Origin of the sequence: Saccharopolyspora thermophila (genome assembly GCF_014646075.1) — a bacterium.
GTDB classification, from domain to species: Bacteria; Actinomycetota; Actinomycetes; order Mycobacteriales; family Pseudonocardiaceae; genus Saccharopolyspora; species Saccharopolyspora thermophila.
Map to the genome: position 1 here is coordinate 1 of NZ_BMMT01000001.1, position 26,948 is coordinate 26,948.

At 71.6% G+C, this 26,948-nt stretch carries 22 protein-coding genes; 13 read left to right on the forward strand and 9 right to left on the reverse strand.

Translation table 11 applies throughout. The annotated features are described in order from the left end of the window. A partial coding sequence (locus IEY17_RS00005) for an acetyl-coenzyme A synthetase N-terminal domain-containing protein (protein WP_308423928.1) occupies window positions 1–197 on the reverse strand: 197 nt, incomplete at its 3' end. Window positions 198–410: 213 nt separating this feature from the next. On the opposite strand from IEY17_RS00005, the gene IEY17_RS00010 reads away from it, so the two are divergent. After that, window positions 411–1,157, forward strand: coding sequence for a Fic family protein (locus IEY17_RS00010; protein ID WP_188984070.1), 747 nt, complete (start codon window positions 411–413; stop codon window positions 1,155–1,157). Window positions 1,158–1,216: 59 nt separating this feature from the next. Beyond that, on the forward strand, window positions 1,217–2,149 hold the full coding sequence (locus IEY17_RS00015) for a nucleoside hydrolase (RefSeq protein WP_229679709.1): 933 nt from the start codon (window positions 1,217–1,219) through the stop codon (window positions 2,147–2,149). 27 nt (window positions 2,150–2,176) lie between these two features. On the opposite strand, the gene murQ is transcribed toward IEY17_RS00015, so the two are convergent. The 7 genes from murQ to IEY17_RS00050 all read right to left on the reverse strand — a co-directional run bounded on the left by murQ (window position 2,177) and on the right by IEY17_RS00050 (window position 11,137). Further along, on the reverse strand, window positions 2,177–3,088 hold the full coding sequence (gene murQ, locus IEY17_RS00020; RefSeq protein WP_188984074.1) for an N-acetylmuramic acid 6-phosphate etherase: 912 nt from the start codon (window positions 3,086–3,088) through the stop codon (window positions 2,177–2,179). An 86-nt stretch (window positions 3,089–3,174) separates the two neighbouring features. Then, window positions 3,175–4,095, reverse strand: coding sequence for a MurR/RpiR family transcriptional regulator (locus IEY17_RS00025; RefSeq protein ID WP_188984076.1), 921 nt, complete (start codon window positions 4,093–4,095; stop codon window positions 3,175–3,177). 389 nt (window positions 4,096–4,484) lie between these two features. Continuing rightward, the gene (locus tag IEY17_RS00030) at window positions 4,485–4,877 is read right to left on the reverse strand and encodes a PPOX class F420-dependent oxidoreductase (RefSeq protein ID WP_188984078.1); all 393 of its coding nucleotides are present in this window, start codon (window positions 4,875–4,877) and stop codon (window positions 4,485–4,487) included. Between the two features lie 123 nt (window positions 4,878–5,000). Continuing rightward, window positions 5,001–6,743: a serine hydrolase domain-containing protein gene (locus tag IEY17_RS00035; protein ID WP_188984080.1), complete on the reverse strand. Its 1,743-nt coding sequence runs from the start codon at window positions 6,741–6,743 to the stop codon at window positions 5,001–5,003. A gap of 11 nt (window positions 6,744–6,754) precedes the next feature. Beyond that, window positions 6,755–8,005: an exo-beta-N-acetylmuramidase NamZ family protein gene (locus IEY17_RS00040; protein ID WP_188984082.1), complete on the reverse strand. Its 1,251-nt coding sequence runs from the start codon at window positions 8,003–8,005 to the stop codon at window positions 6,755–6,757. After that, on the reverse strand, window positions 8,002–9,789 hold the full coding sequence (locus tag IEY17_RS00045; protein WP_229679710.1) for a glycoside hydrolase family 3 protein: 1,788 nt from the start codon (window positions 9,787–9,789) through the stop codon (window positions 8,002–8,004). The genes IEY17_RS00040 and IEY17_RS00045 overlap by 4 nt, the downstream gene beginning before the upstream one ends. Window positions 9,790–10,297: 508 nt before the next feature. Beyond that, the gene (locus IEY17_RS00050; RefSeq protein ID WP_188984084.1) at window positions 10,298–11,137 is read right to left on the reverse strand and encodes an HAD family hydrolase; all 840 of its coding nucleotides are present in this window, start codon (window positions 11,135–11,137) and stop codon (window positions 10,298–10,300) included. Between the two features lie 574 nt (window positions 11,138–11,711). Here IEY17_RS00050 and ssd point away from each other — a divergent pair. The 8 genes from ssd (at window position 11,712) to IEY17_RS00085 (ending at window position 17,597) form a co-directional block, all read left to right on the forward strand. Further along, on the forward strand, window positions 11,712–12,791 hold the full coding sequence (gene ssd, locus IEY17_RS00055; RefSeq protein WP_229679711.1) for a septum site-determining protein Ssd: 1,080 nt from the start codon (window positions 11,712–11,714) through the stop codon (window positions 12,789–12,791). A 97-nt stretch (window positions 12,792–12,888) separates the two neighbouring features. Next, window positions 12,889–14,118 carry a TadA family conjugal transfer-associated ATPase gene (locus tag IEY17_RS00060; protein WP_188984086.1) on the forward strand — a complete coding sequence of 410 codons (1,230 nt, stop codon included), beginning with the start codon at window positions 12,889–12,891 and terminating at the stop codon, window positions 14,116–14,118. Next, window positions 14,112–14,912: a type II secretion system F family protein gene (locus IEY17_RS25075; protein WP_229679712.1), complete on the forward strand. Its 801-nt coding sequence runs from the start codon at window positions 14,112–14,114 to the stop codon at window positions 14,910–14,912. The genes IEY17_RS00060 and IEY17_RS25075 overlap by 7 nt, the downstream gene beginning before the upstream one ends. Continuing rightward, window positions 14,909–15,616, forward strand: a complete 708-nt coding sequence (locus IEY17_RS25080; RefSeq protein ID WP_229679713.1) for a type II secretion system F family protein — start codon at window positions 14,909–14,911, stop codon at window positions 15,614–15,616. The genes IEY17_RS25075 and IEY17_RS25080 overlap by 4 nt, the downstream gene beginning before the upstream one ends. Before the next feature lie 38 nt (window positions 15,617–15,654). Then, window positions 15,655–15,873 (forward strand): DUF4244 domain-containing protein, encoded by a 219-nt coding sequence (locus tag IEY17_RS00070; RefSeq protein ID WP_188984087.1) that lies wholly within the window; start codon window positions 15,655–15,657, stop codon window positions 15,871–15,873. Further along, entirely contained in the window at window positions 15,873–16,244 is a 372-nt protein-coding gene (locus IEY17_RS00075; RefSeq protein ID WP_188984088.1) for a TadE family type IV pilus minor pilin, read from the forward strand. Before IEY17_RS00070 ends, IEY17_RS00075 begins: the two co-directional genes overlap by 1 nt. Next, window positions 16,241–16,600: an Rv3654c family TadE-like protein gene (locus tag IEY17_RS00080; protein WP_229679714.1), complete on the forward strand. Its 360-nt coding sequence runs from the start codon at window positions 16,241–16,243 to the stop codon at window positions 16,598–16,600. Before IEY17_RS00075 ends, IEY17_RS00080 begins: the two co-directional genes overlap by 4 nt. 205 nt (window positions 16,601–16,805) lie before the next feature. Next, window positions 16,806–17,597: a bifunctional DNA primase/polymerase gene (locus IEY17_RS00085; RefSeq protein WP_229679715.1), complete on the forward strand. Its 792-nt coding sequence runs from the start codon at window positions 16,806–16,808 to the stop codon at window positions 17,595–17,597. Window positions 17,598–17,698: 101 nt separating this feature from the next. Here the strand turns inward: IEY17_RS00085 and IEY17_RS00090 are convergent, their stop codons facing one another. Continuing rightward, window positions 17,699–20,077: a DEAD/DEAH box helicase gene (locus IEY17_RS00090; protein ID WP_188984090.1), complete on the reverse strand. Its 2,379-nt coding sequence runs from the start codon at window positions 20,075–20,077 to the stop codon at window positions 17,699–17,701. A gap of 443 nt (window positions 20,078–20,520) precedes the next feature. On the opposite strand from IEY17_RS00090, the gene IEY17_RS00095 reads away from it, so the two are divergent. From IEY17_RS00095 to topA, 3 genes are all read left to right on the forward strand, one after another. Continuing rightward, complete coding sequence (locus tag IEY17_RS00095) at window positions 20,521–22,893, forward strand: sodium-translocating pyrophosphatase (RefSeq protein WP_188984092.1); 2,373 nt, start codon at window positions 20,521–20,523, stop codon at window positions 22,891–22,893. Between the two features lie 162 nt (window positions 22,894–23,055). Next, window positions 23,056–23,652: a hypothetical protein gene (locus IEY17_RS00100; RefSeq protein ID WP_188984094.1), complete on the forward strand. Its 597-nt coding sequence runs from the start codon at window positions 23,056–23,058 to the stop codon at window positions 23,650–23,652. Between the two features lie 439 nt (window positions 23,653–24,091). Further along, the gene (topA, locus tag IEY17_RS00105; protein ID WP_373289822.1) at window positions 24,092–26,884 is read left to right on the forward strand and encodes a type I DNA topoisomerase; all 2,793 of its coding nucleotides are present in this window, start codon (window positions 24,092–24,094) and stop codon (window positions 26,882–26,884) included. Window positions 26,885–26,948 lie beyond the last annotated feature (64 nt).

Consider the following 26,948-nt stretch of genomic DNA (forward strand, 5'->3'; position numbering starts at 1 on the left):
AGCACCTGCGACCACCGCGTGTCCCAGTGCAACTGCTCGGCCTGCTTCGCCCAGAACGCCTCCCGGTCCGCCGCCGCCTCCTCATACAACTCCGCCGACGCATTCGCCTGCGCCGCGAACTCCTCCGAAGGCGGGAAAGTCCTGCTTTCGGTCAGCAGGTTGTCGAGCGTGGTGCTCTGCCCGTCGGGCTGGCTCATTGCCGAGAACCTCCCTGGTGATGGGGGCCAGTGCTAGTCGAACCGTAATGCGATCCGGCTCACTACAACAGGGGCTTCACGCAATTGGTACAGACCAATCAGTCATACGGTCCGAAATCGCCGGGCTACTCAGGGTTGCGGCAAGGCCACTGTGTCACATGTCGCAACCCGGGCGCGCATCGGGGGGATGGCCGGCCGGTAGCGTCGGCGGGCGTGAACGACAAGCCATCGCTGGCCCCGCTCGCGGAGCTGGAGGGCGTCGCCGACGCCGTGGCGGCCGCTCGCGCCGCCATCGACGAGGTGCACCGGCACCCGGCCAACCGTCGCGGCTGGCCAACCACGGCGGCCGAGGCGTCGGTGCGCGCCGCGCGAGCGTCCGCGGCCGTCGCCGGGGGTGCGGCTGAAATCCCCGAGTCCGGCGAGGTCACCGATCCGCTGCTCGCGGGCGCGCTGCGGATCGCCGAGGCGATGGGCACCCTGCTGCCCACGTGGCAGCGTGCGCCTCGGCAGGCGCTGGCGCGGATGCACGTGCTCGCCGCCGCGGACCTGGTCGACGACCCGGAGCAACTGGGGCGGCCGCGGCCGGATCCGGTGGTCGCCGAGCGGCTGGATCTGCTCGCGGAGATCATTGCCGACCCAAAGGCCCAGGGGCCGGGGCCGGTGTTCGCGGCCGTGGTGCACGGGGAACTGCTCGCGCTGGGGTCGTTCGGGGTGACTGATGGTGTGATCGCGCGGGCGGCGGCTCGACTGAGCGTGATCGGCAGCGGGCTCGACCCGAAGGGTTTGGTGGTGCCCGAGGTGGCCTACTTCCGGCGGCGGGAGGAGTACGTGGAGCGGGCGCTGGGCTTCGCCACCGGCGAGGTGGACGCGGTCGCGGAGTGGATCGTGTACTGCTGCCGGGCGCTGGAGGCGGGCGCTCGGGAGGCGAAGTCGATCGCCGACGCGGTCCACGAGGGCTGACCGACCTCGCCCGCATGCGGCCGTGGTCCGTGTGGGAGTGGCGGGAAGAAGAGGATGCGGTGAAGAAGATCCTGATCGACTGCGATCCCGGCATCGACGACGCGCTGGCACTGGCCCTGGCGCACGGCAGCCCGGAGCTGGAGGTCGTCGGCGTGACCACCGTGAGCGGCAACGTCGCGTTGGCGCACACCACCGACAACGCCCTGCGGCTGTGCGACTACTACGGCATGGACGTGCCGGTGGCGCGCGGTGCCGGGCGGCCGTTGGTGCGTGCGCCGCGGGCCGCCGGTCACGTGCACGGCGCCACCGGCCTGGGCGATGTGGTGCTGCCCGCGGCGAAGTCGGAGCTGAGCACGCAGCACGCGGTGGACTTCATCATCGACACCCTGGCCGCGGCGCCCGGCGAGATCAGCCTGACGGCCATCGGACCGCTGACCAACATCGCGCTCGCGCTGCGCAAGGAACCCCGGATCGCCGAGTGGGCCCGGCAGTTCGTGATCATGGGCGGCTCCTACACCCGCGGCAACACCACCCCGGCGGCGGAGTTCAACATCCACTCCGACCCGGAGGCCGCGGCGGTCGCCTTCGGCGCGCCCTGGCGCACGGTCATGATCGGCCTCGACCTCACCCACCAGGCCCGAGCCACCGCGGCGGTGCGCGAACGCTTCGGTGACCTCGGCCGGTTGGGTTCCGAGCTGGTCACACCGTGCCTGGACTTCTACGGCCAGCACATCAGCTACCGCGACGAGGGCCCGGCCATCCACGATGCCTGCGCGATCGCGTACGTGATCGACCCGGGCCTGTTCGAGACGGTCCCGGCCCGCGTGGACGTCGAGACCCAGGGCCGGTTCACGGCGGGAATGACGGTCACCGACTTCCGGGCGCCGGCTGAGGAGCACAACGCCGAGGTCGCCACAACGTTGGACGTGCAGCGGTTCTGGTCGCTGGTGGCGGACGCGTTCCGCGCCGTCGCGCGGGGGCTGTCGGGCTGACCCGATGACGGGCCTCGGCCGGGGCCTTCAGTGGGCGAGGGCGCGGAGCGCGTCGCGGACGTGGCCGTCGGTGACGGCGAGAGCTGCCGCCGCACGCTCCACGTCCACCCCGGTGAGCAGGTGCACCAGCGCCGTCTTGAGGTCGCCGTCGGCGGCGTTGAGCGCCGCCGAGCACACGTCCTCCGGGGCGTTGGTGGCCTCCTGCAGGATGCTGATGGTGCGGCCGCGCAGCTTCGCGTTCGTGGCGAGCATGCTGACCATCAGATTCGAGTAGGTCCGCCCCATCCGGATCATCACCGCGGTGGAGAACGAGGTGAGCACCAGCTTCTGCGCGGTGCCCGCCTTCATCCGGGTCGAGCCGCTGATCGGTTCCGGACCGGTGTCCACCGCGATCACCACGTCCGCGGGCACGGCCCCGACGTCCGGGTTCGAGGTCACCAGCGCTGTCCGGGCGCCGATGCGCTGCGCCTCCTCCAGCGCCGCCAGCACGTACGGGGTGCGGCCCGACGCGGCCAGCCCCAGCACGAAGTCCGCCCCGGTGGCCTGCTCCCGGATGGCTGCCGCACCGGACTCCGCGTCATCCTCGGCGTTCTCCACGGCCCGCAGGAACGCACCAGGACCGCCGGCCTGGTGCGCCACAACCCAGTCCGGCGGCACATTGAACGTCGGGATCAGCTCGGCGGCGTCCAGCACCGCCAGCCGCCCGGACGTACCCGCGCCGACGTAGTGCACCCGTCCGCCCGAGCGCAGCGCCGAGACCGCCGTGTCCACCGCGCGCGCCAGCTCGGGCAGCACCCGGCCGACCGCCACCGGCACCGTCTGGTCCTCGGCGTTGAGGACCCGCAGGATGTCCAGGGTCGGCAGCAGGTCGATGTTTCTGGTCCTCGGGTTGTTGCGCTCGGTGGGAGCGTCGACGCGCACCGCGCGGTCCCGGCCCATCACGCCTCCAGCCCGGCGGTGCGGGAAGGACTGGGGTTGGCGCTCATGCGGCCCTCCTGTGCTCTGCGGGACACCCGTGCGGGCATTCACGACTCCTTCTGCCGCCGTCGGTCCGGTCTGCTGCCGAGGCGGTGGCCGCCCACTGCTTCGTAGGTGGCCTCCAGCGCTGCCTTGGCCTGGTCGAGGTGGCGCTGCGCGACGCCGATGAACAGGCAGTCGATCACGGTCAGCTGGCCGATGCGGCTGGCCATCGCGCCGGAGCGGTAGGTGGTCTCGCGGACCGCGGTGGTGAGCACGTGGTCGGCGATCTCGGTGATGGGCGAGCGGGCGAAGTTCGTCAGCGCTGCGGTGGTGGCGCCACGTCGCCGCGCCTCGCGCAGCGCCTCGACCGTCTCGACGGTGGCGCCGGTGTGCGAGATGCCGATGGCCACGTCGCCCTTGCGCAGCACGGCCGCGGAGGTGAGGGCGTTGTGCGTGTCGGACCAGGTGAAGCAGGTCAGGCCGATGCGGTGCAGCTTCTGCTGCAGGTCGAGGGCGACGAAGGCGCTCGCGCCGACGCCGTAGACGTCGATACGGCGGGCCGACGCGACCGCGTCGACGAGGCGTTCCAGCACCGCGGGGTCGAGCTGCCCGGCGGTCTCCTCGACGGCCTTGGCGTCGGCGTAGCCGACCTTCTCGATGATCTGGCTGATGTCGTCGTCCGGGGCGATGTCGCTGCCGAGCTCGCGGTCGCGGGTGGAGGTGCGGGCGGTGTCGGCTGCCAGCGCGATGCGCAGGTCCGGGTAGCCGCCGACGCCGATCGCCTTGCAGAAGCGGGTGACGGTGGTCTCGCTGGTCCCGGCCGCCTCGGCGACCTCGGTGATGCTGCGGCGGGCGATGGAGGCGGGGTCGGCGAGCACGATGTTGGCCACGCGCTGCTCGGCCCGGGCCAGGCCGGGCAGCAGGGAGCGAATCTTGACGAGCGGGCTCGCTTCGCTCGCTTCGCGGGGCGTGTCGTCAGCGACCATGTGGGAAACTTACTAACCGCTGCTCGTGCAGGTCAATGTGCATCTTCCGGGTTTCCTTCGGGAAGACGGGGCAATTGCATACCCAGGTTGCATCCTCTCTCAACTACTCCGAAAGAGGGACTACTGAACGGGGCCGGTTGGCGGCGTTACCCGACGCGGCGCACACCGAGTGTCACGTCCCGGAGACCCCGCTGGTTCATCGGCGGCACATCCGTCACCCTGCCGTCCGTACGCTTCGGGAGGAGGCGAGCACAACGGTTCGGACGTGCCGGCCTCGTCCCGGGCGAGACCATCTGTGCGTCACCACCGACCGCACCGGCGAGCACGCACTGCCCGTCGGCTGAGCTGTTTGAGCGGTGGGCCCCTCGGGCGCAGGGGCCCACCGACGTTCACTGCGTGGTGGTGTGCTCCGGCTCGACGTAGACGACAACCCGTTCCTCGCCGGGCTGTGTCCACGGGTACACGTCCTCATCGAGGTACTTCTTCGCCATCTTGTTGATGAACGCGTTGTCGGGGTCGTCCTCGATCCGGGTGACCCGCCCGCGCACCTCGACGTACCGGTAGGGCTGGTCGGGGTCGTGCACCGAGATTGCGATTCGCGGCTCCCGCCGCAGGTTGCGGTACTTCTGCCGCGCCTTGGTCTGGCTGAACTTCAGGTACCGGCCGTCCCAGTCGATCCACACCGGACTGGACTGTGGTTCCCCGTGCGGTCCGATGGTGGCCACGTGGCCGAACGACCGCTTGGTCAGGATGTCTTCGCGTTCCTGCGGAATTACCGACATCGCGGACTCCTCTCCACGACTGCTCCTGGCGGATCGACCTTGCCGGGAACCACGCATCCCCGCGAGTCGAGCGCCCGCCGCGTGGCCCACCGCATCCGGGCGGATCCCGCGGCGCGGCGGCGCTCAGCGGCTGGTCGACACCCAGCCGTCGGGGTGCAGGCGCTCGGTTTCGAGCTCCCCGTCCAGGAGAGTCGCGTTGCGGTCCGCGACGAGGATGCCGTCCACGTTCACGCCGCGGCCCACGTACCGGGCGTCCGGCGCGTAGCGCCACCGCAGTCGCACCTGCTGCCCGGCGTCCGCCTCGACGGTGCCGCGCACCTTCCACCAGTTGCGGTGCCCGGCTCCGGCCAGCGCGCTCTGCGGGTCGTCGGGCGCGCCAGGACCGGAAACCCGCAACGGCACCGGATTCCAGCTCACGCCGTCCACACTGGACTCCACGATGAGCGGATCGACGCCGTCGCTGTCGCGCTGGGTGTCCACGAACGCGTTGAACGACACCTGCGCCGCCCCGCTGACCGGGCCCAGCGCGTCGGTGGTCAACGTCGCGGGCCGCGCCGGATCCGCGTACCACGACCACGAGCCGCGCGCCGGATCCACCGCCAACGCCTGGGCCAGGCCCTGCGCCAGCGCCTGCCGCGCGGCGTTGTTCGAGCCCCAGTCCCGCGAGGGGTGCACGCGGTTCGTCAGCAGCACCACGACCGACCGCGACGCCGGGTCGATCACCAGCGACGTACCGGTGAACCCGGTGTGGCCCGCGGTGCGCGGTGCGCTGAGCCCGGCCATGTACCAGCGCTGGTCCAGCTCGAAGCCGAGGCCGTGCGCGTTGCCGGGGAACGCGCTGTTGAAGTTGGTCAGCATCTGCTCGACGGCGTCCTCGGACAGCACGCGGTGGCCCCCGTAAACGCCGCCGTTGAGCAGGGCCTGCCCGAGCTTCGCGAGGTCGTCGGCGGTGGAGAACACCCCGGCCTGCCCGGCGACCCCGCCGAGCGACCACGCGTTCTCGTCGTGCACCTGACCCCGCACCATGCCGCGCGGTGGGTCGAGCTCGTACTCGGTCGCCGCGATCCGGTGCAGTTCGGACGCGGGCGGGTTGTAGCCGGTGTCCGTCATGCCCAGCGGGCCGGTGATCCGCTCGGCGACCACCTGGTCCAGCGGTGCCCCCGCGACCCGCTCGACCAGCAGACCGAGCGTGATCATGTTCGGGTCGGAGTAGGTGTAGTGGGTGCCCGGCGGGTGCTCGGGCGTCAGCTGCATGATCCACGGGATGCGCTGCTCCGGCGGCAGCTTCCACAGCTGCGCCTCGGCCTGCAGACCCGAGGTGTGGGTCAGCAGCTGGCGGATCGTGATCGACTCCTTGCCGTTGACGCCGAACTCCGGCAGGTACTCGGCGACCGGGTCGTCCAGCCCGACCTCGCCCGCGTCGACCAGTTGCAGCACCGCGATCGAGGTGAACAGCTTGCTGATCGAGGCGACGTCGAAGATCGTGTCGGTTCGCATCGGTTCCTGCTGGTCGGCGGGCAGCTCGGTACCGCTGGCGTCCGCGTAGCGCACCTCGCGGCCCACCGCCTCGCGGCGCACCACGACCCCGTCGTGCACCAGCAGGCTCACCGCGCCCGCGTACATCGGGTGCTCCCGGTCCGGGGTCTTCTCTGTCCACAGGGCGATCTGCCGGAGCGCCGCGTCGATGGGGCGCGGGTCGAGCCCCACGTCCTCCGGGGAGCCGTCGCGCAACCGCGTGCCCGCGGACGCGAAGTCCTCCTGCGGCCGGTCGAAGTGGCCGTGCACCACTCCGGGTGCGGCGGTCGCCGAACCGGCCAGCGCCGTGACCGACAGCACCGCCACCGCGGCCAGAATCGTCCTGCCCATCGCACTCCCCCTCAGCGGTACAGCAGATACGGCTCGCGTTGCCGTTCGAAGTCGGCGACGTCGTCCTGCCAGCTCTCGACGATCTCCGCGGCGTCGGCGCCCGCGTCGACCATCGTGCGCAGCCGGTCGGAGCCCGACAACCTGTCGATCATGTGGTCCGGTCGCCACCCGAAGACCTCCGGGAACAACCGGCGTGCGGTCACGATCATCGCCACCGCCGCATGGATCGCGTCGAACCGGCCGCTCGGGTGCAGCTGCACGCCCCCGCATGGCATGTTGGCGTGCTTGGAGAACGTCGGCACGAAGGAGACCTCGCGGAACCGCAGACCCTCGAGCCCGGCGGCGTTGAGCTCCTCCGCCCAGCGCCAGTCGATGCCGGGGGCGCCGATGATCTCGAACGGCCGCGTCGTGCCGCGGCCCTCGGACAGCAGCGTGCCCTCGAACAGGCCGGTACCCGGGTACACCGCGGCGGTGTCGGGCGTCGGCATGTTCGGGCTCGGCATCACCCACGGGGCGTCGGTGCCCGCGCTGCGCTCCCGCCACCCCTCCACCCGCACGACGTCCAACTGCGGCAGCGGGCTCGGCAGGTACTCGCGGTCGAACATCCGCGCCAGCTCGCCGACGGTCATGCCGTGCTGCTGCACGATCGGCAGCAGGCCGACGCCGGAGCGGAAGCGCGGGTCCAGCCGGGGGCCGGCCACCTGGCCGCCGATGGGGTTCGGCCGGTCCAGCACCAGGAACGCCGCGCCGACCCGCTGGGCCGCCTCCATCGCGGTGTACATGGTCCAGATGTAGGTGTAGAAGCGGGCGCCCACATCGGCGATGTCGAACACCACCTGCTCGACGCCGGCCTTGCGGAACATCTCCGCCAGCTTCGCCGCGTCGGCCCCGTAGGCGTCGTACACCGGCAGCCCGGTGCGCGGATCGCGGTAGTCGCCTTCCGAACCGCCGGCCTGCGCGGTGCCACGGAACCCGTGCTCCGGGCCGAAAACGGCCACCACGTTCACCGAGCCGCTGTCGTGCATGGCGTCCACGACGTGCTCCAGCGACGCCAGCACGCCCGTCGGGTTGGTCACCACCCCGATCCGGCGGTCGGTGATGTCCTGCCAGTTCCGCGCCGCCAGCACGTCCGCGCCGGTGCGCACCTGCGCGGCGGTGTCGGGGGTGCGGGGCGCGGCGCACGCGGCGCTGCTGCTCAGCCCCGCGGCCGACACGGCGAGGGCGGCCGAGGTGAGGAAGCGCCGTCGCGAGTGCCCGGTCACGGTCGTCCCCACCCCAGTCCGTGGCCGAACGGGTACTTGTCGACGCCGGGCTGGTTGGGGTCGGGTACCGACACCGGCAGCTTGCCGACCGGCGCGATCTCGCCGAACAGCACCTTCGTCAGCGATTCCATGGCGACCGCCTTGTCCGAGTAGGTGGCCACCCAGGCGGGCAGATCCACGTGGGCGGCGTCGTACGGTTCGCGGACGGCGACCGCCACGACCGGCTCGCCGGTCTGCTGCAGCGCGCGCAGCAGGTCGAGCTGGGTGGCGTTGTCCGGGTTCCAGGCGGCGTTGGTCAGCACCACCGTGACATCGTTGCGCCTGGCCTGCTCGACCGCCTGGTCGATCTGCTCCGGTGTCGGTTGCAGTCCGGTGGCCAGCGCGGACGTCTGCGGGCCGCGCGCCCGGATCTGCTCCGCCAGCGACGCGGTGGCCTTGTTCCCGGCCCCGGTGACGAACATCGTCGCCGGCGGCTTCAGCGGCAGTACGCCGTCGTTGCGCAGCACCGTGGTGGTGCGGTCGGTGATCCGCTGTGCCTCGGCGAGGTGCTCCGGGACGCCGACGATCTTGTCCACTTCGGAAACGTCGACGAACGGGTCGGCCAGCACGCCGCGGCTCGCCTTCAGGTTCAGGATCCGCGTCACGCTCTGGTCGATGCGCTGCTCGGTGAGCCGTCCGGTGTGCACCGCGTCGACCACCGAGTCGATGGCCAGCTGCAGGTTGAACGGCATCAGCAGCATGTCCGCTCCGGCCTGGAGAGCGAGCACCGGAATCTCGGCGTCGGGGTGCTTCTGCCGCACGCCGTCCATCTTCAGCGAGTCGGTGACGATCACGCCCTGGTATCCCAGCTCCTCACGGAGCATCCCGGTCAGCACCCTGGGCGACAGCGTGGCCGGTTCGCCCGAGTCGTCGAGCTTGGGCATCACGATGTGCGCGCTCATCACCATGTCCGTCCCGGCGGCGATGGCCTCGCGGAACGGCGGCGCGTCCACCTGCTCCCACTGCTGGCGGTCGTGCTCGATCACCGGCAGGTCGGTGTGGCTGTCCTGGTGGGTGTCGCCGTGGCCGGGGAAGTGCTTCACCGATGCCGACACCCCCTCCGCCGGCTTGGCCGAGTCCTCGTAGCCGTGGATCTGCGCGGCGGTCAGCTGCGCGGCGAGCGCCGGGTCGGAGGAGAAGGAGCGCACTCCGATCACCGGGTTCGCGGGATTGACGTTCACGTCGCCGCTGGGCGCGAAGTTCTGGTTGAGCCCCATCGCCCGCAGCTCCTGGCCGGTGATGGCGGCGGCCCGGTCGGCGTCCTCGGCGCTGCGACCGGCGCCGAGTGCCATGTTCCCCGGGAACTGCGTGGCGGGCTCGGGGATGCGGGTGACCTGCCCCTGCTCCTGGTCGGTGGAGATCAGCAGCGGTACCTTCGCGCCGGAGTTGATCGCGGCGTCCTGCAGGCCGTTGGACAGCTCGGCGATCTGCTTCGGGGTGTGCAGGCTGTCGGTCCAGGTGAAGTGGATGATGCCGCCGAGGTGGTACTTCTGCACCACCTGCGCCGGGGTGTCGACGCCGAACTCCTCCCGGTTCTTCGGGTGTGCCGAGTTGGCGGTGGGGCCGTAGGCGTAGGTGACGAACAGCTGCCCGACCTTCTCCTCCAACGTCATGTCCTGGAGCAGCTCGGCGGGGGAGAGCGATCGCGGGCCGGTGGCACCGCCCGTCGCGGTCAGCGCTGCGGCGCCGATGGCGACGGCACCCAGCGCGAGGGCGGCGCGGCGCGCGCGGGTCTTCAGGGCCACGGGGCCTCCTTGCGGGGCGGGGACACCGCCCGGTAAAAAGTGTTCACCACGAAATCGATCAATTTCGGAAGCTACTCACGTCACCGGGGCAGGTCAACGCCGCCCACCGGCGCGGATGTGCGTGCATCGTCCCCGCTCGCCAGCACCGGCCCTGGACGTACGGCGGCGCCCGCCGACCTTGTCGACGGGCGCCGCCCTCGCGCGATGATCCGGGTTACCAAGCGTGCACTTGTGTCGTAACTTCCGGGCTAGGCGTCCGGCGTCCCGGTACGCAACCCCGTTTGACGACCAGCCTTGTGTGCGGCAACGCGTGGGTTCTCCGAACCTCGCGCACGGAGCCTGATCAGGGTGGATGCTACTTCTCCTCCGTAACATCCCTGGCCAACCAGGGTCCGCACCTCCTTTGTAGTCCGTGACGAGCATCACTGCAAGGGTTCCGGGTCGGCGGTTCGCGGCCCGCGCTCGCCAGCGGTTCCGCGATGTGTTTGGGGAAATGTGCCCGATCCGGTCAGTGGCGGCGGCGCCACGCGCGCAGGCCCCACCACGCGGCGCCGGCGGCCGCTACGGCGCCCATGCCGACCCCGGCGGCGGTGACCGCGGCCCGCGACGGCGTGGGGATGCGGGCGCGCAGGGACACCGGATGCTCGAAGGCCAGCGACGGCCAACCGCGCTGCGCTGCTTCCTTGCGTAGCCCCCGGTCCGGGTTGACGACCGTGGGGTGGCCGACGCTCTCCAGCAGCGGCAGGTCGGTGATGGAGTCGGAGTAGGCGTGGCACTCGCTGAGGTCGTAGCCGTACTGCTCGGCCAGCTCGCGGGCGGCGATGGCCTTGTTCTCCGCGGAGCAGTAGAACTCGACCTCGCCGGTGTAGCGGCCGTCCACCACGACCATCCGGGTACCGAACCAGTGGTCCGCGCCGAGCAGCTTGGCGATGGGGGCCACCACCTCCTCGCCGGAGGCGGACAGCACCACGACGTCATGGCCCTGCTCCTTGTGCTCGGCGATGAGCTGGGTGGCCTCCTTGTAGACCAGCGGGTCGACGATGTCGTGCAGGGTCTCCTCGACGATCGCGTTCACCTGCTCGACGTCCCAACCGGTGCACAGCGAGGTGATGTGGGCGCGCATCCGGTCCATCTGGTCGGCGTCGGCGCCGGCGAGCATGAACACGAACTGCGCGTAGGCGCTCTTCAACACGGCCCGCCGGTTGATCAGTCCTTCCTGGAAGAACGGTCGGCTGAAGGCCAGGGTGCTCGACTTGGCGATGACCGTCTTGTCCAGGTCGAAGAAGGCGGCCACCCGGCGTCCGGTGGCAACCGATGGGTTCGCGGGCTCTGTCACGCCCGTCAGCATACGAGCCGGGGTGGTGGTGCTGCGGGGTGCGCATTCGCGGGCTGATGCCGCACCGGGTTTTCACGGTGCGTGCGGATGGCTGCCTCCATTTCGACCAGCGGAACGATTTACTTGACTCGAATGACTTCTTCCGGATGGGTGCGCGAGTGCTGAGTGCGAGAATGTTCGCTCGAATGGACGTGGGGCGGTGCGGGGCTTCTGGGGGATACAGTGAGGACAGTCCGGTGCTGCCGGACGGGTTCAGCTCGACCCCCCGGAGCTGAACTGCCGACGACCCCCGCCCCTCCCCCCTGGCGGGGGTCGTCCCATACCGGCGGTCGTGCCTGCGACGCGGGCGCCGGGTCCGGTCCGGCGTCCAGCGGAGCATTCGGCAACCGCGAGATGTGAATTCCTTTCTGTTTTGATTCGTAGCTCGTTCGAGTGGCGCGAGTTATCCACAGGCCGGGGGTTTGTCCACAGATTTCGATAAACGGGTTGGCGGCCGTCGGTCGCTCCGGCACCGTGTTTGTCGAGCACTCGCCCGTTTCGGTTGCTGAGCCTCGTTTTTCCCGCATTCCTGACCTCTGGAGGCGTCGTGACGTCGCTGCTTGTTGCCCGGGATTCCGAACTCGACGAAGAGGTGACACGGCTGGCCGCCGTGTCGGGTGCCGAACTCGACCGTGCGCCGCACCCGGCCGCGCCCGCCTGGCGCACCGCGCCGCTGGTGCTGCTCGACGAGGCGGCCGCCGCGGCGGGCGTGGCGAGCGGCCTACCGCGGCGGCGCGGTGTCGTGGTGGTGTGCCGAGGACCGACGCCGGAGCTGTGGCGCGCGGCGTTCGAGATCGGCGCCGACCACGTGATCGTGCTGCCCGAGGAGGACGCGAGGCTCGTCGAGCTGCTGGCCGATGCCGCCGCCGACGTTCCGGCGCAGGACGGGCGCGTGCTCGCGGTGCTGGGCGGCAGTGGGGGCGCGGGAGCTTCGGTGCTCGCCACGGCGACGGCGGTGGTTGCTGCCCGCCGCGGGGAGCGATCGTTGCTGGTGGACTGCGACCCGTTCGGCGGCGGCCTCGACCTGGCCGCGGGAGTCGAAGAGGCCGAGGGACTGCGCTGGTCCGGTCTGGCGGTCAACGCCGGGCGCCTGGCCGCGACCGCGCTGCACGACGCGTTGCCGCGTCGCCGCATCGGATCCGGATCGCTGACCGTGCTCGCCTGTGACCGCGAGGTACCACCGACCGGCCTCACCCCGGAAGCGGTGCGAGCGGTGCTCGACGCCGGGCGCAGAGCAGGCGACACCGTGGTCTGCGACGTGCCCAGAACACTGACGGAACCAGCTCTGGCGGGACTGCGCGAAGCGGATCTCGCGGTGGTGGTCGTCCCGGCCGAAGTCCGGGCCTGCGCGGCTGCGGCGCGGACGGTGGCGAGCATCCGCGAGCACGTGGCGGGACAGCTCCGCCTGGTGGTGCGCGGGCCAGCGCCCGGCGGGCTCCGCACCGAGGATGTCGCCCGAGCCGTGGAGGCCGACGTGGTGACGGTCCTGCGTTCCCAGCCCCGGTTGCCCGCGGTGCTGGACCGCGGTGGCCTGGCCGGTGCGGGACTGGCCCGGCGCGGCCCGGTCGGGCGCGCCGTCGGGGACGTGCTCGCTGCGCTGTGGGCGAGCGGCCCGGGAGCGCGTTAGCGAGCGTACGACGGGCGGGGCGCCCGTTCCTGTTCGACCACTGTGGACACTATTCCGCAGCGGTCTGGATCAATCTCGTGTGGAGGGTGTGTTTGTCATGTCTGCGAACAAGACCTTGGACGGTACTCGGGAACATCCGTCCACTGTGGTCGACCAGGGGGGAGGAGAACTGGTCGAGCGGGTGCGAAGCCGGTTGGTCGGCAGCGGTGGGGCGGTCACCTCCGCCGCGGTCGTCTCGGCGGTGCGGGAGGAGTCCGGCGGCCTGGTGGCCGACGGCGACGTGCTGGCCGCGTTGCGGTTGGTGCAGCAGGAGTTCCGCGGCGCCGGTGTGCTCGAACCGCTGCTGCACGACCCCGAGGTCTGTGACGTGCTGGTGACCGCGCCGAACAAGGTCTGGGTGGACCGGGGAAACGGGCTCGCCCGCGCGGCGGTGCGGTTCCCGGACGAGGACGCCGTGCGACGGCTCGCGCAGCGCCTGGCGATGGCCAGCGGTCGGCGGCTGGACGACGCGCAGCCGTGGGTCGACGCCTGGCTGCCGCAGGAAGGGGCCACGGGAGCGGTCCGGCTGCACGCGGTTCTGCCTCCGGTCGCCGGAGGAGGAACCTGCATCTCGCTACGCGTCCTGCGCCCGGCCGCGCACGACCTCGAGGCGCTGCGACGATCCGGCGCGTTCGACGAGCCGACCGCGGCGGTGCTGCGCGAGATCGTGGCCACCCGGCTGGCGTTCCTGGTGGTGGGCGGCACCGCCAGCGGCAAAACGACCCTGCTGGCGGCGATGCTCGGCGAGGTCGCGGAGACCGAGCGCATCGTCTGCGTCGAGGAGGCCGCCGAACTCCACCCGGCCCACCCGCACGTCGTCCGGCTGCTCACCCGCCCCCCGAACGTCGAGGGCGTCGGCGAGATCCAGGTTCGCGACCTGGTGCGGCAAGCCCTCCGGATGCGCCCCGACCGGCTCGTCGTCGGCGAGGTGCGCGGAAGCGAGGTCTGCGAACTCCTGGCCGCGCTGAACACGGGGCACGACGGCGGCTGCGGCACCCTGCACGCCAACTCGCCGCAGGAGGTCCCGGCCCGCATGGAGGCGCTGGCCGCGCTCGGCGGCCTGCCGCGCGCCGCGCTGCACAGCCAACTGGCGGCGGCAGTGCAGGTCGTGCTGCACGTGCGCCGAAGTCCGCAGCGGAGCAGGCACCTGGCCGCGATCGGTGTGCTGCGCCGCGACGGCGACCACGTCCGCGTGCAGCCCGCGTGGCAGGTCGGCGAGGGCTGGGGACCGGCGCGGGAGGACCTGGCCGCCCTGCTGAGCGAGCGAGGAGGCGCCCTGCCGTGTTGATCCATGCGCTGCTCGCCGCGGCGGCGGGAGTGCTGTGCTGGCCGCGGATCCAGGCCCGGCACCGCCTGCTCCCGCCGGAACCGGCGCGCCTGTGGGCTCGTCCCCTCGGCAGGGGACCGCGGCTGCTGCTCGTTCCGGCCGGGGCGTTGATCGGACTGCTCGTGGCCGGTCCGGCAGGGTCGTGCGCGGTGGTGGCCCTGACGGTGCTGACCGTGAAGTACTGGCGGACCCAGCGGGAATGGCGCCGTCAGCTGGCACGGGCCGACGAGCTGACCGCCGGGCTCCGGTTGCTGGTCGCGCAGTTGCGCGCCGGTGCGCACCCGGCCGCCGCTGCGGAGGGCGCCGCGGCCGAGGCCGGTCCCGCGGTCGGCGGGGTGTTCCGGGACATGGCGGCGACGGCGCGCCTGGGGGGCGACGTGGCTGCGGCGCTGAGCGGCCAGGGCATCGGCGAGCTGCGCGAACCGCTGGGGCGGGTGGCCCGGGCGTGGGCGTTGGCCGAGCGGCACGGCGTCGCGCTGGCCGACCTGCTCGACGCGGTGCGGCGCGACGTCGAGCGGCGCACCGCGTTCCGCCGGAACGTCGAAGCCAAGATGGCCGGCCCCCGGTCCACCGCGGCGGTGCTCACCGGGCTGCCGGTCCTGGGCGTGCTGTTCGGCCAAGCGGTCGGTGCGGATCCGATGGCGGTGTTCGCCGGGGGTCCGCTCGGCCAACTGCTCCTGCTGGCCGGGGTGGCCCTGCTGTGCGCGGGGACGTGCTGGACGGTGCGGCTCACCAGGGCGGTGGCGCAGCCGTGAGCGAAGCAGCCCTGGCGCTGGCAGCGGCGGCCGTGCTGCTCTTCCCGGTCGAGGGCGCCCGGACGAGGTTGCACGGGCTCCGCCCGCGGGAACCGGGACCACTGCGGCGGCGCCCGCCCATCACGATGCTGCTTTTCCCGGTGGCCGTGGGAACGGTTGCCTGGCAGGTGTTCGGGCTCCTCGGCGGTGTCGCTTTCGGCGTGGGCGGTTGGTTCGCGGCGCGGTGGTGGACGGCGCGGGCGGCCCGGGGCGACGAGCGGGCCGATCCACTGGCGTTGGCCGCGGGGTGGGACCTGCTGGCCGCCGGGATGCGGGCCGGGCTCCCGGTACCGGTCGTGGTGCGAGCGGTCGCCGAGGAGCTCACCGGTGGTGCGCGTCGAGCGCTGCGCGAGGTCGCCGACCACCTCGCGCTGGGCTCGGACGCGGCGACCGGGTGGGAACCGGCGCTGCGGAACCCGGACACCGCCGAACTGGCGCGGGCAGCGCGCCGGACGGCCCGCACGGGCAGCGCATTGGCCGGTGTCGCGGCCGACATCGCCGACCGAGCCCGTGCTGCGGTCGCCGACCAGGCCGAGGCGCGGGCCCAACGGGCGTCGGTCTGGATCTCGGCGCCGCTCGGGCTGTGCTTTCTGCCCGCGTTCCTCTGCCTTGGGGTGCTTCCCGTGGTGGTGGGCATGGTGCACCGCCTGGGAGCGCTCCCATAGAAATCCACTGTGGACTCAAAGAAGGGAAGGTGGTCGACATGTCGGCACGCACGCGCCACGCACCGGTGTGGCTCGCGCCGCGGCGACTTCGCGCGCTGTTGCGGGGAGACGGCGGGATGAGCACCGCGGAGTACGCGATGGGCACAGTCGCGGCCGTGGCGTTCGCCTCGATCCTCTACAAGGTGGTCACCGGTGACTCGGTCGCCGAGGCGCTCGCATCGCTGATCCAACGCGGGCTCGAGGGCGGCGGAATCTGATGGTCGCGCAGGTGGCCGCACCGCGGCCCGAGGAGCGCGACGCCGGGACGGTGACAGTCGAGGCGGCACTCGGCATCTGCTCGGTGGTCGCGGTGTTCCTGCTGGTCCTGGCGGGGATGGGCGCGGTCGTCGGCCACCTGCGCTGCACCGACGCGGCAGTGGAAGCAGCCCGGTTGGCAGCGCGCGGTGATCGCACCCGCGCGGACGAGGCCGCCGCGCGCATCGCCCCGGCTGGCGCCACGCTGGCGGTGCGGATCGAAGGCGACGTGGTCCACACCGAGGTGAGCGCGCCGTTGTCGGGTGGACTGCTGCCCGGGCGATGGCTGCACGCGCGGGCGGTCGCCGTGCTGGAACCGGGAGTGGCGCCGTGAACGCGGGAACGCCGCGAGACCGGGGCGCGGCCACAGCGCTCTCGGCGGTGGTGTCGCTGGCCGTGATCGCACTGCTGTGGGTCGGGCTCCAACTCGGTGCGGTCATCACCGCGCGGCACCGCGCCGAAGGAGCCGCCGACCTCGCGGCGTTGGCCGCGGCCGCGCACGCCCCGTACGGCGAGCAGATCGCGTGCGACCGTGCGAACCTTGTCGCACAAGGCATGGAGACCCACATCACACAATGCCGGTTGGACGGTTGGGAGGCACGCGTGACGGTTCGGGCTGATCTTCCGGAGATCGCGCTCAGCGGGCGGAACGCGAGCGCACGGGCTCGTGCTGGACCGACCGGCGACTGACCACCCCCGCCACGACGAACGGTCGACGAGCGGTCGGAGCTGGGGCCGCCGGCCCGCTGACGACTGCGGGAAGCACCGTCCACGCGCCGTTCATCAGAACGATCTTTCAGCGCGCGTGGTGTCGGCCACGGCGTTCGTCGCGGCGGAGCGACCGGTCGTCGACTGGGGGTGTACGAGCAGGGCCTGTATGACGTTGATTAGTGATGTGAGCGCAAGACCCGGGTTCCGCGACGACGAAGTCGAGAACCAGGTGGCCACCGAAGGCATTCGCCCCGGTTTCCCCGAGCCGCCGGTCCAGCGCCCACTGTGGAACAAGGAGGCGGAGCACATGCAATGGTCGGCGGACAGGTGGCAGAGCGCCTTCCGCGGCATCCCGACCCACCCGGCCGGTCTGACGAGCAGTCGGATCGAACTTCGCGTGCAGGCAATCGGATTCGCCTCGCGCGGCTGGCCGGTGCTGCCCGGAACCTACCCCGAGGATGACCACTGGATCGGCCGCCGCGGCCGAGAGTACGACGGCCTGGCGCCGATCTACCACGACTGGGCGGACCGGCTCGGCACCAGTCCGGACCAGGTGACGTCCTGGTGGGCCGAGCAGCCGTTCAGCCTGCTGATTGCCACCGGCACCACGGTCGACGCCATCGAGGTCGACGCCGACCTCGGACGTCGGGCCGCGTCCGTGCTGCGGGCCCTCGGCTTCCCGGTGCCGATCGTCGCCACCCCGGCCGGACGCTGGTACTTCCTGATGTCCGGTGGCGGCAAGCTGTACCCCGAGCTGGCCGCGGAACCCGGAATCCTGCTGCACAGCAGCGGTAGCTGGGTGCCGATGCCCCCGAGCGCGTTCCCGGGCGGTGCGGTGCACTGGCGGGTCAAGCCGGAGGTGTGCGCCTGGCAGCTGCCGACACCGGACTTCGTGCAGGACGCCCTCTGCACGGCGAGGGAAGGCGTCGAGGACAGCCAGCAGTACGTGGCAGACGTTCTCGTCGCGGGCAGGTGATCTCCTGCCGGCCGTGCGAAAGCTGATCGGATCGGCAACCGCGCCTCGGGTTCCCCGACGCGACCGGACTTACCACTCGTGAGCACACCCGCCCTGCGTGCTCAGTTCCCTCGTGGACGGTCGTGCAGCCCAGCCGGTCCGTCAGCTCCTTCCCCGAGCACGGTCGAGACCGCGTCGAGAACAGCCACCGCCCCCGCCTTGTCCAGCGGTTCGTTGCCGTTCCCGCACTTCGGCGACTGAACGCAGGACGGGCACCCAGCCGGGCAGTCGCAGGAAGCGATGGCTTCCCGCGTCGCGGCCAACCACGGGACCAATGCGGCGAACCCGCGATCGGCGAATCCGGCCCCTCCCGGATGACCGTCGTGCACGAACACCGTTGCCTCCCCGGTGTCGGCGTGCAGTGCGGTGGAAACCCCGCCGATGTCCCAACGATCGCAGGTCGCGAAGAGCGGTAGCAGGCCGATCGCCGCGTGCTCGGCGGCATGCAGCGCACCGGGGATGCGCGCCGGATCCAGCCCGGCGCCCCCCGGTGCGCTGCCCACCAGCAACTCGTCGCTGATCGTGTACCAGACCGCCCGGGTCACCAGGTTCTGCGGCGGCAGGTCCAGCGGTATCTGGTCCAGCACCTCGCCCGAAGGTCGTTTCCGGAGGTAACCGACGACCTGGGAGGTGACCTCCACGTCGCCGAGGCAGACCACCACGCCGCGGCCGGTGTCCCGGCGCTCGAGGGTCCGCAGCACCGAGATGTCGACGACGTCGCGTGGCGAGGTGGTCCAGTCGGGACTCTCCTCGTGCACCAGCGCGATCCCGGTGTCCAGGTCGAGTTCGTCGACCACGAACGACTCACCGCGGTGCAGGTAGACCGCCCCGGGGTGGACCGTGGCGCACGCGGAGTCGGGGTCCACCGTGCCGAGCATCCGGCCCGACTCGCCCTCGACCACGGCCACGGGGTGGCCCCCGGCGCCCCGCAGCTCGATGTTCCGATGTGGACGTTCACGGGAGGTCCAGAACCAGCCGTGCGGGCGGCGTCGCAGCACCCCGGCGGCGGTCAGCGCCGCCACGGCCCGCTCGGCGGGTTCCCCGCCGAACACCTCGAAGGAGGACTCGGTGAGCGGCAGTTCCGCCGCCGCGCAGGCGAGGTGCGGTTCCAGCACATAGGGATTGGTCGGATCGAGGACCGTCGCCTCGACCGGCCGGTCCAGCATGGCGGGCGGGTGGTGCACCAGATAGGTGTCCAGCGGGTCGTCTCGGGCGACGAAGACGACGAGCGCGCCTTCCCCGTCGCGCCCGGCCCGCCCCGCCTGCTGCCAGAACGACGCGAGGGTGCCCGGGTAACCGGCGACGACCACGGCGTCGAGTCCGGAGATGTCGACGCCGAGCTCCAGCGCGTTCGTGGTGGCGACCGCGCGGAGCTCCCCCGAGAGCAGCGCGCGCTCAAGCGCCCGGCGGTCCTCCGGCAGGTATCCGCCGCGGTAGGCGGCCACCCTGGCGGCCAGTGACTCGTCCACTTCGGACAGGGCGCGCTGCGCGGCGAGCGCGGCGAGCTCGACGCCGCGTCGGGACCGGATGAAGGCCAGCGTGCGCGCGTCCTCGATGACCAGCTCGGTCATGATGCGCGCCGCCTCGACCCCGGCCGCCCGGCGCACTGGGGCGCCGTTCTCCCCGATGATCTCGTCGAGCAGCGGCGGCTCCCAGAAGGCGACGGTCCGCGCGCCGCGCGGTGACCCGTCCTCGGTGACGGCGCGGCAGGTGACGCCGGTCAGCCGCTGTGCCAGGGCCGCGGGGTCGGACACGGTCGCCGAGGCCAGCACGAACACCGGGTCGGCGCCGTAGTGCTGGGCGATGCGCCGCAGCCGGCGCAGCAGCAGCGCCACGTGCGACCCGAACACGCCGCGGTAGGTGTGGCACTCGTCCACGACGACGTGGGTGAGGCGCCGGAAGAACCGGGCCCAGCGGTCGTGCGCGGGCAGGACGCCGTAGTGCAGCATGTCCGGGTTGGTGAAGATCCACCGCCCGTGGTTGCGCACCCAGTCCCGCTCCGCCTGGGGCGTGTCGCCGTCGTAGCTGGCCGCGCGGATGTCGGCCAGGCCGAGTTCGTCGACGGTTCGCAGCTGGTCCGCGCCGAGCGCCTTGGTCGGCGCCAGGTACAGGGCGGTCGCGCGCGGCTCGTCGAGCAGCCGGGACAGTACCGGCAGCTGGTAGACCAGCGACTTGCCCGACGCGGTCCCGGTGGCGACCACGACGTGCTCCCCGGCCCAGACGGCCTCGGCGCCCTCAACCTGGTGCACCCACGGCTCCCGCGTCCCGCGTGCCCGCAGCGCCTCCACCAGCCGGGGTGGGACCCACTTCGGCCAGTCGGCGGTCCGCGCCGGGCGGGCGGGCAGGTGCGCGACGTGGCGGACCGGCGACTCACCGGGCGGGATGCCGGCGGTCGCGCGGTCGAGCAACCGCCGCCCCTTGTCCTGGTCCGCTCCGCTCACGCAGCGAGCCTCGCACAGCAGGGTGACCGGCCCGCAGGGGTCCTCTGGTTCGGGCAGCGCGCTCCTTGTCGCCCGATCGGATGGTTTTCCGGCGCGCGCACCATGGGCGGGATGACCTCGGCGGAGCCGCCGGGGATCGTCGGGAGCACGCCCTATACCTGATGTCACCCGTTCGGGCCAAATCGAAGACTGTCCATCTGGGTGATCAAGTAGGCTTCTGAATCGATTATTCGGTCACAGAAGCCCATGTCATGACGAGGCGAGTATCACACCGTGAGGTAAGCCACTTGGGGCCTGAATAGACTTCCCAGCCACGACGTCGCCACGGACGGCCAGCAGATGATCACTGGCCGTACCGGGCGGGGCCGTCTACCGCGCATCGGAGCCCGGTCGAGCATGGCGTCGGTCTCCGGTGCTGAACCGAGCACAACCCAGGAGGACGGATGTCCCTGCTCACCCCGGCCCAGCTCAGCTGGGCCCAGGGCGCTGCACCACCGAGCTCGCAGACCCGGATGGACCTCGCCCAACAGACCGCTGGCATCCAGCTCAGCGGTGCCGATTACGCCGTGGTCGGGGTCGTCATGGTGATCGCCCTGGCCGCACTCGCCTTCGGCTACGTCCTGATCAAGGAGGTGTTGGCCGCCGGACAGGGCACGGCCAAGATGCAGGACATCGCCAAGGGCGTCCAGGAAGGCGCGTCGGCCTACCTGAACCGGCAGTTCCGCACCCTGGCGATCTTCGCGGTGGTCGTGTTCCTGGTGCTGTTCGCGCTGCCCGCGGAGAACACCGCCGAGCTGATCGGCCGGTCGGTCTTCTTCCTGTTCGGCGCGGCGTTCTCGGCGGCCATCGGCTACCTCGGCATGTGGCTGTCCACCCGCGCCAACCTCCGCGTGGCGGCCGCCGCCCGTGAGGCCGGAACGGGTCGCGAGAAGGCGATGCGCGTGGCCTTCCGGACCGGTGGCGTGGTCGGCATGACCACCGTCGGCCTCGGCCTGTTCGGGGCCGGCCTCGTCGTGCTGGTCTACGCCGGTGGGGCGCCGCGTGTGCTGGAGGGCTTTGGCTTCGGTGCCGCGCTGCTGGCGATGTTCATGCGAGTCGGCGGTGGCATCTTCACCAAGGCCGCCGACGTGGGCGCCGACCTGGTCGGCAAGGTCGAGCAGAACATCCCGGAGGACGACCCGCGCAACGCCGCCACCATCGCCGACAACGTCGGCGACAACGTCGGCGACTGCGCCGGGATGGCCGCCGACCTGTTCGAGTCCTACGCGGTGACCCTGGTGGCGTCGCTGATTCTCGGCACCGCCGCGTTCGGCCTGCACGGCCTGCTGTTCCCGCTGATCGTGCCCGCGATCGGCGTGCTGACCGCGGTGATCGGCGTGTACATCACCAAGGCCCGCGCCGGCGAGAGCGCACTGACCGCGATCAACCGGTCGTTCTTCATCTCGGCCGGAATCTCGGCGGTGCTCTGCGCCGTCGCCGCGGTGCTCTACCTGCCGAGCAGCTTCAGCGAGCTGACCGGCGTTTCGGAGACCATCCGGAACACCAGCGGCAACCCGGCGCTGATCGCGCTGGCCGCGGTGCTCATCGGCATCCTGCTCGCGGTGGTCATCCTGCGGCTCACCGGCTACTTCACCGCCACCGAGCACCGGCCGGTGCGCGACGTCGGCAAGTCGTCGCTGACCGGTGCGGCCACCGTGATCCTGTCGGGCATGTCGGTGGGCTTCGAGTCCGCCGTCTACACCGCGCTGATCATCGGTGCCGCGGTGTTCGGCGCGTTCCTGCTGTCCGCTTCGCTGCCGGTGGCGCTGTTCGCCATCGCGCTGGCCGGCTGCGGTCTGCTCACCACGGTCGGCGTGATCGTCGCGATGGACACCTTCGGCCCGGTCAGCGACAACGCGCAGGGCATCGCCGAGATGTCCGGTGACGTCGAGGGCGAGGGCGCGCAGATCCTCACCGAGCTCGACGCGGTGGGCAACACCACCAAGGCGATCACCAAGGGCATCGCCATCGCCACCGCGGTGCTGGCCGCGACCGCGCTGTTCGGCTCCTACACCGACGCGATCGGGGCGGCGCTGGCGGACGTCGGTGGGGAGATCGCCGCGTCGCAGTTCTTCGTCTACGCGCCGAACGTGCTGGTGGGCGTGGCCATCGGGGCGGCCGTGGTGTTTCTGTTCTCCGGTCTGGCGATCAACGCCGTGTCCCGCGCCGCCGGTGCGGTGGTGTTCGAGGTGCGGCGGCAGTTCCGCGACAAGCCGGGGATCATGGACGGCTCGGAGCGCCCCGAGTACGGCAAGGTCGTCGACATCTGCACCCGCGACTCGCTGCGCGAGCTGGCCACGCCGGGTCTGCTCGCGGTGCTGGCGCCGATCGCGGTGGGCTTCGGGCTGGGCGTCGGCCCGCTGGCCGGCTACCTGGCCGGCGCGATCTGCACCGGCACGCTGATGGCGATCTTCCTGGCCAACTCCGGCGGCGCCTGGGACAACTCCAAGAAGCTGGTGGAGGACGGCTACCACGGCGGCAAGGGCTCCGAGGCGCACGCCGCCACGGTCATCGGCGACACCGTCGGCGACCCGTTCAAGGACACCGCCGGCCCGGCGATCAACCCGTTGTTGAAGGTGATGAACCTGGTGTCGGTGCTGATTGCCCCGGCCGTGGTGACGCTCGCGGTGGGCGACGCGGCGAACCCGGCGGTGCGCATCAGCATCGCGGTCGTCGCGACGGCCGTCATCATCGGTGCGGTGGTGATCGCCAAGCGCCGCTCCACGGCGATCGCGGAGGCGTCCCCGTCCGACAAGGCGGTCAACGGCGCGGCCTGACCCGTCGACCGGCAACGGGCGCTCTCCCGCTCCGGGGGAGCGCCCGTTGCCGTGCGCTGGGCTTTCGGCCGACGGCCCACCCCGGGTTCCCGGACCCGGCGGGCCGTGGGGGAGAGTCTGGGCGGACCGGAAGGCAACTTTCGATCAGTGCGAGGAGTGCGCATGAAGCTCCGCTCGACGTCCATCGCCGCGCTGGTGGCCGTCCCGCTGGCCCTGGCCGGATGCGCGGCGGGCCCAGCCCCGGCGCAGGCCCCGCGGCCCACCGGCCCGAGCCCGGAGGGGGTGGCCTGGACGGGCCGCATGTGCGGGCTGGTCACCGGCTTCACCCAGGCCCAGCAGACGCTCCCCGCGGTGGACCGGACGAACACCGCCACGGCCAGGAGGACGGTCATCGAACGACTCGACGCCGCGGCACGCAGCGCCGACGACACGGTGCGCGGGCTGCAGGGGCTCGGGCCCTCGCCGATCGGCGGCGCGGACCAGGTCAACACCGGGTTCCAACAGAGCTTCACGCAGCTCCGCGACCTGCTGACCGCCGCGCGCGGCCGCGCCGACCAGGTGGACCCGACCGACAAGCAGCGGTTCCAGTCCGGGATGGCGGCCGTGCAGGACGAGCTGAACAAGAGCGGCAAGCTGGACTTCAGGGACGAGCTGACGCAGCTGGAGCAGAACAAGGAGCTGAAGGCCGCCGCGGCCCGGGCCCCGGAGTGCCGCCCGTTCTTCAGCCAGCCCCCGCAGCCACCGCAACCGCCCCGTTGACAACGTGGGAAAGAACTGTGGCGGTATGGCACGGATGGGTGGTTTTGCTCGTCATCCTCGAACTGCTGTTCGCCTGGTTCCCGGCCGGTGCCGAACGCGGCGTCCAGGCAGAGCTCGGGCGCACGCGCTGCGCCTGACCCGGCGGCGCAGGCTCGCCCGGTTGGCCGACCTGGTCGGACCAATACCCGATGGTGCGATCGAGCGAACGTGGCCCCCCGTGTCCTGACCCGTTTGACGCACATCACGCCAGGTCACGCAACGGAACACGACGGTAACCCGATACGTTCGTACAAGAAGACGATGCCGTGCACCGGCGTGTTATGTGCAACCCTGTGCCTTCCCGGCGCGGTACGACGAGCCGCGCGCGGGGCACACTAGGGAACTTGTCAGGTCAGTACCGGCGGCAACGGACGCCTCCGGGAGAAGAGAGCGGGTAAGCGTGGCTGGGTCGACACGGACGAGGAAGAACGGCGGTTCCGGCCGGGCTTCGGGGTCCCCCAACGGGGCGGGCCCCGCGGGTCGGCGCTTGGTGATCGTCGAGTCGCCTGCAAAAGCCCGCAAGATCGCTTCCTACCTGGGGTCGGACTTCATCGTCGAGTCCTCCCGGGGGCACATCCGTGACCTGCCGAAGAACGCCAAGGACGTGCCGGAGAAGTACAAGGGCCAGGCGTGGGCCCGGCTCGGCGTCGACGTCGACAACAACTTCGAACCGCTGTACCTGGTGACCGCGGACAAGAAGGCGACGGTCACCGAGCTCAAGGACGCGCTGAAGCAGGCCGACGAGCTCTACCTGGCCACGGACGGTGACCGCGAGGGCGAGGCGATCGCCTGGCACCTGCTGGAGACGCTGAAACCGAAGGTGCCGGTGCGCCGGATGGTGTTCCACGAGATCACCGAGTCGGCGATCCAGGCCGCCGCGGCCAACCCGCGGGATCTCGACCAGGACCTGGTGGACGCGCAGGAAACCCGTCGCATCCTCGACCGGCTCTACGGCTACGAGGTCAGCCCGGTGCTGTGGAAGAAGGTCATGCCGAAGCTGTCGGCGGGCCGCGTGCAGTCGGTGGCGACCCGGGTCGTGGTGGAGCGGGAACGCGAGCGGATGCGGTTCGTCCCTGCCGAGTACTGGGACATCGCGGCCGCCATGGACGCCGGTCCGGACGCCTCGCCGCGCCGCTTCCCGGCCCGCCTGGTCGCGGTGGACGGCGCGAAGCTGGCCACCGGCCGCGACTTCGGCCCGGACGGCCGGCTGAAGAACACCGACGTGCGCGTGCTGACCGAGGCCGAGGCGAACAGCCTGGCCACGGCGCTCACCGACGTGCAGCTGCGCGTGTCCAGCGTGGAGGAGAAGCCGTACACGCGGAAGCCGTACGCGCCGTTCATGACCTCCACGCTGCAGCAGGAGGCCAGCCGCAAGCTGCGGTTCTCGGCGGACCGGACGATGCGCACGGCGCAGCGTCTGTACGAGAACGGCTACATCACCTACATGCGAACCGACTCGACGACGCTGTCCGAGACGGCGATCGCGGCGGCGCGCAACCAGGCCCGCGACCTGTACGGCGAGCGGTACCTGTCGCCGCAGCCGCGCCAGTACACCCGCAAGGTGAAGAACGCCCAGGAGGCGCACGAGGCGATCCGCCCGGCGGGCGAGAGCTTCCGCACCCCGGGCGAGGTGGCGGCCGAGCTGAGCAACGACCCTGACGGCTTCCGGCTCTACGAGCTGATCTGGCAGCGCACCATCGCCTCCCAGATGGCCGACGCGAAGGGCACCACGCTGTCGGTGCGCATCACCGGCACCGCGGCCAGCGGCGAGGAGTGCACCTTCGCCGCGTCCGGCCGCACCATCACCTTCGCCGGTTTCCTCAAGGCATACGTCGAGGCGGTCGACTCGGAGGCCGGTGGCGTCGCCGACGACGCCGAGTCGCGGCTGCCGCAGCTGGTGCAGGACCAGCAGGTCACCGCGCCGGAGCTGGCACCGGACGGCCACACCACCAACCCGCCGCCGCGGTACACCGAGGCGAGCCTGGTGAAGACCCTGGAGGAGCTGGGGATCGGCCGCCCGTCGACGTACGCGTCGATCATCAGCACCGTGCAGGAGCGCGGCTACGTGTGGAAGAAGGGCTCGGCCCTGGTTCCGTCGTGGATCGCGTTCGCCGTGGTCGGGCTGCTGGAGAAGCACTTCGGCCGGCTGGTGGACTACGACTTCACCGCCGCCCTGGAGGACGAGCTCGACCGCATCGCCGAGGGCCGCCAGGAGCGCACCAGCTGGCTGACCGGGTTCTACTTCGGCGGCGACGTCGGTCCGGAGGGCTCCATCGGCCGCGCCGGCGGGCTGAAGAAGCTGGTCGGCTCCGGGGTCGAGGAGATCGACCCGCGGGAGATCAACTCGATCCCGATGTTCGATGACGCCGAGGGCCGCACGGTGTACGTGCGGGTCGGCCGCTACGGGCCGTACCTGGAGCGGACGCTGGCCGACGGCTCGTCGCAACGCGCGAACCTGCCCGACGACCTGCCGCCGGACGAGCTGACGGTGGAGATCGCCGAGAAGCTGTTCGCCACCCCGATGGAGGGCCGCAGCCTGGGCATCGACCCGGAGACCGGGCACGAGGTGGTGGCCAAGGAGGGCCGCTTCGGCCCGTACGTCACCGAGATCCTGCCCGAGGGCAGCAAGGGCAAGCCGCGCACCGGCAGCCTGTTCAAGTCGATGTCGCTGGACACCGTGACCCTCGAGGACGCGCTGAAGCTGCTGTCGCTGCCGCGCGTGGTGGGCACCGACCCGGAGTCGGGAACCGAGATCACCGCGCAGAACGGCCGCTACGGCCCGTACCTGAAGAAGGGCACCGACTCGCGGTCGCTGGAGACCGAGGAGCAGATCTTCACGATCACCCTGGAGGAGGCGCTGAAGATCTACGAGCAGCCGAAGCAGCGCGGGCGGCGGGCCGCCGCGGCGCCGCTGCGGGAGCTCGGCGAGTCCCCGGACACCGGCAAGCCGCTGGTGATCAAGGACGGCCGGTTCGGGCCGTACGTCACCGACGGCGAGACGAACGCGTCGCTGCGCAAGGGTGACGACGTGGAGTCGCTGACCCTGGATCGGGCCCTGGAGCTGCTCGCGGAGCGGCGCGCCAAGGCCCCGGCCAAGAAGAAGGCGGCGGCGAAGAAGAGCACGAACAGCAAGGGCTCGGCGTCGAAGAGCACGGCCAAGAAGAAGGCGAGCTCGGGGTCGAAGTCGGCGTGATGCCGCGCGGTCGGTGCCGCGCCGTAGAGTCGTGGTGGACGACCACTCGACACGGGAGGCGACG

Excerpts from the sequence above, each read along its gene's own strand:
- murQ (WP_188984074.1), bottom strand. The coding sequence starts at position 3,088 with ATGGGCCGGGACCGCGCGGTGCGCGTCGACGCTCCCACCGAGCGCAAC.
- IEY17_RS00070 (WP_188984087.1), top strand. The coding sequence starts at position 15,655 with ATGTCGGCACGCACGCGCCACGCACCGGTGTGGCTCGCGCCGCGGCGA.
- IEY17_RS00075 (WP_188984088.1), top strand. The coding sequence starts at position 15,873 with ATGGTCGCGCAGGTGGCCGCACCGCGGCCCGAGGAGCGCGACGCCGGG.
- IEY17_RS00025 (WP_188984076.1), bottom strand. The coding sequence starts at position 4,095 with ATGGTCGCTGACGACACGCCCCGCGAAGCGAGCGAAGCGAGCCCGCTC.
- IEY17_RS00100 (WP_188984094.1), top strand. The coding sequence starts at position 23,056 with ATGAAGCTCCGCTCGACGTCCATCGCCGCGCTGGTGGCCGTCCCGCTG.
- IEY17_RS00060 (WP_188984086.1), top strand. The coding sequence starts at position 12,889 with ATGTCTGCGAACAAGACCTTGGACGGTACTCGGGAACATCCGTCCACT.
- IEY17_RS00050 (WP_188984084.1), bottom strand. The coding sequence starts at position 11,137 with ATGCTGACGGGCGTGACAGAGCCCGCGAACCCATCGGTTGCCACCGGA.
- IEY17_RS00035 (WP_188984080.1), bottom strand. The coding sequence starts at position 6,743 with ATGGGCAGGACGATTCTGGCCGCGGTGGCGGTGCTGTCGGTCACGGCG.
- IEY17_RS00030 (WP_188984078.1), bottom strand. The coding sequence starts at position 4,877 with ATGTCGGTAATTCCGCAGGAACGCGAAGACATCCTGACCAAGCGGTCG.
- IEY17_RS00095 (WP_188984092.1), top strand. The coding sequence starts at position 20,521 with ATGTCCCTGCTCACCCCGGCCCAGCTCAGCTGGGCCCAGGGCGCTGCA.